The 2,198-nt window shown below is 32.4% G+C and carries 2 protein-coding genes; both read right to left on the minus strand.

The window, feature by feature from the left end; translation table 11 throughout:
• The coding region (locus tag AC1DTM_RS23590; RefSeq protein ID WP_477001026.1) for a GerAB/ArcD/ProY family transporter at positions 1-137 on the minus strand (137 nt) is incomplete at its 3' end.
• Positions 124-1,632 (minus strand): spore germination protein, encoded by a 1,509-nt coding sequence (locus tag AC1DTM_RS23595; protein ID WP_199715095.1) that lies wholly within the window; start codon positions 1,630-1,632, stop codon positions 124-126. The genes AC1DTM_RS23595 and AC1DTM_RS23590, both read right to left, overlap by 14 nt.
• Positions 1,633-2,198 lie beyond the last annotated feature (566 nt).

The following is a 2,198-nucleotide window of genomic DNA, read 5'->3' on the forward strand; positions in this document are numbered from 1 at the left end:
ATAGAAATCCAGCCGTCTGTACCAGCGGTAGTGGCAAGAGGGCTTGGCATAATTAACATACCTGATGCAAGTTGCAGTGAATGAATGAAAACAATATATTCGAATAAGGTTATGCTTTGGAATTTAAGGTTTCCCATGCGAACCACCTTCTTTTTTCTTTCTTTGTTTCGGCTGTCCTGTACTCGAGCGGGTGGTGATCATAGAAATAGGAAATCTTACAAAAGAATCTTTTAACTCTTGGAGACGAAATGGTGCAATTGGCAATCCATATGGTGAACCATAGGAAGTTAGTGAAACAAAATGAGCAAATAAGAGCATTAATCCACTAACAATACCTACAATCCCATAAAAATAGGCCAATAACATCATTGGAAAACGAATAAGCCGAATACAACTTGATAAATCATAATTAGAAACAATAAATGATGCAATGGCGGTAATAGATACGATAATAACCATAACGTTACTCACAAGACCAGCTTGAACAGCCGCCTGCCCAATTACAATCCCTCCAACAATTCCAATTGTTTGTCCAATTGGTTGTGGTAAGCGAATACCAGCTTCACGTAGCATTTCTAGTGTGATTTCCATTATAAAAGCTTCCAATAAAGGAGAGAAAGGGACTTTAACTCTTGACGTTGCAATAGAAGTGTATAGATCTAAAGGAATGATTTCAAAGTGAAAAGAGACTATAGCAATATAAATTGCGGGTAAAAAAATAGCTATAATAAATCCTGCAAATCGTAATAAGCGAAAAAATGATGCAATGAGCCAATGTATATTATAATCATCTGGAGTCTGAAAAAATCCAATTAAATTCATTGGGACAATCATCGCACCAGGAGATCTATCAATTAACACTGCTACTTTTCCATCAAGTATATGATTAGAAATGGCATCTGGGCGTTCACTTAAATAAGCCTGTGGAAAAGGAGTCCAATTTTGATCCTTTGTAAAATTAGATAGTTCTCCAATGCTCAATACCGCATCCGTTTTAATTTTACAGATTCTAGTTTCTATTTCTTGGACCACATCTTCGTTTGCTACATCCCCTAAGTAAATTAAATAGACTAAAGAAGTGGCGCGTTCTCCAATTGTCAATTTTTTAATTTTCAATTCAGTAGAAGGAATATATCGACGAATTAAGCCTATGTTTTTTGTGGCATTCTCAATAAACCCATCATGTGAGCCTTTAATAGTAACTTCTGAAATGGGTTCTTGAATCGCTCTCTCTGCCCAACCTTTTGTATTTATTAGAAGGGACCTCTTTTCTCCTTCCATAAACAGTACACATTGTCCCTCAAGTAATCCTTCTTTAATTTCATTCCACGTATATACTATTTTGGTATGAGTAGCAATAATATTAGAATTAAATATTTGACTGTCTTCATTCACTGCTTGTAATAATGGTGTAACAACATTTCCTTTTAATGCAACACCATCTGTAAGGCCTTCAAAATAATATAGTAAAATATTCGTGTTTGTTTTTAATTGCAAAGGATGTTCAATCAAATCTGCACTAATATCAAAGATGTTATCTAATGTGTTTTTAAGTTCATTTAAGTTACTTGTTTGGATTTTTTCAATGGTTATATCTGTCTTAGTTTCTAAGGTCTCTTCATTTAAGGACAAAATTGACACCTCTTTAATATATAACGATTAGTTGTATTTATTATTATTATATGATTGAATTTTATTCATTAATTTAAACTGATTTGGATCAAGAATAACTAAGTTTGATGTGCTATATTATAAATTCAATAATTGAGAGCAAAAAAGCAGATGTAATTTGTGTAGAAATCTAAATACAAGATAGAATTGAAATTTGAATGATTATAATAAAAAAGAACCCTCGATAGGTTCTTTTTTATAGTTGGTAAATATGTTGTCAACGATAGATGGCGATAAAGGTAGTAATTTAGATGTCTTTATGTTATTCAGCTGAATTTTGTAGGAAGAATTTTTTCCATCCCTCAATGCTCAATAAAAAAGGACATTTTATTTGGGTGTTTTAGTGTATTTGAATTTTGCACGCTAACAAATTTTGTTTAGGGACAAAATGTGAAGTTTTATTCTGAAATAACAGAAAGTTAATACGGCAAAATTCCTATTGGTTATTTGGATAGGTATCAAATATTTCTTTGGCCTTATTTTCTTGATATGACCGTACGCTTATATGTTTCTAAAGGAAAGAAATA

The sequence above is a fragment of the Bacillus sp. P4_D3 genome (assembly GCF_056401855.1).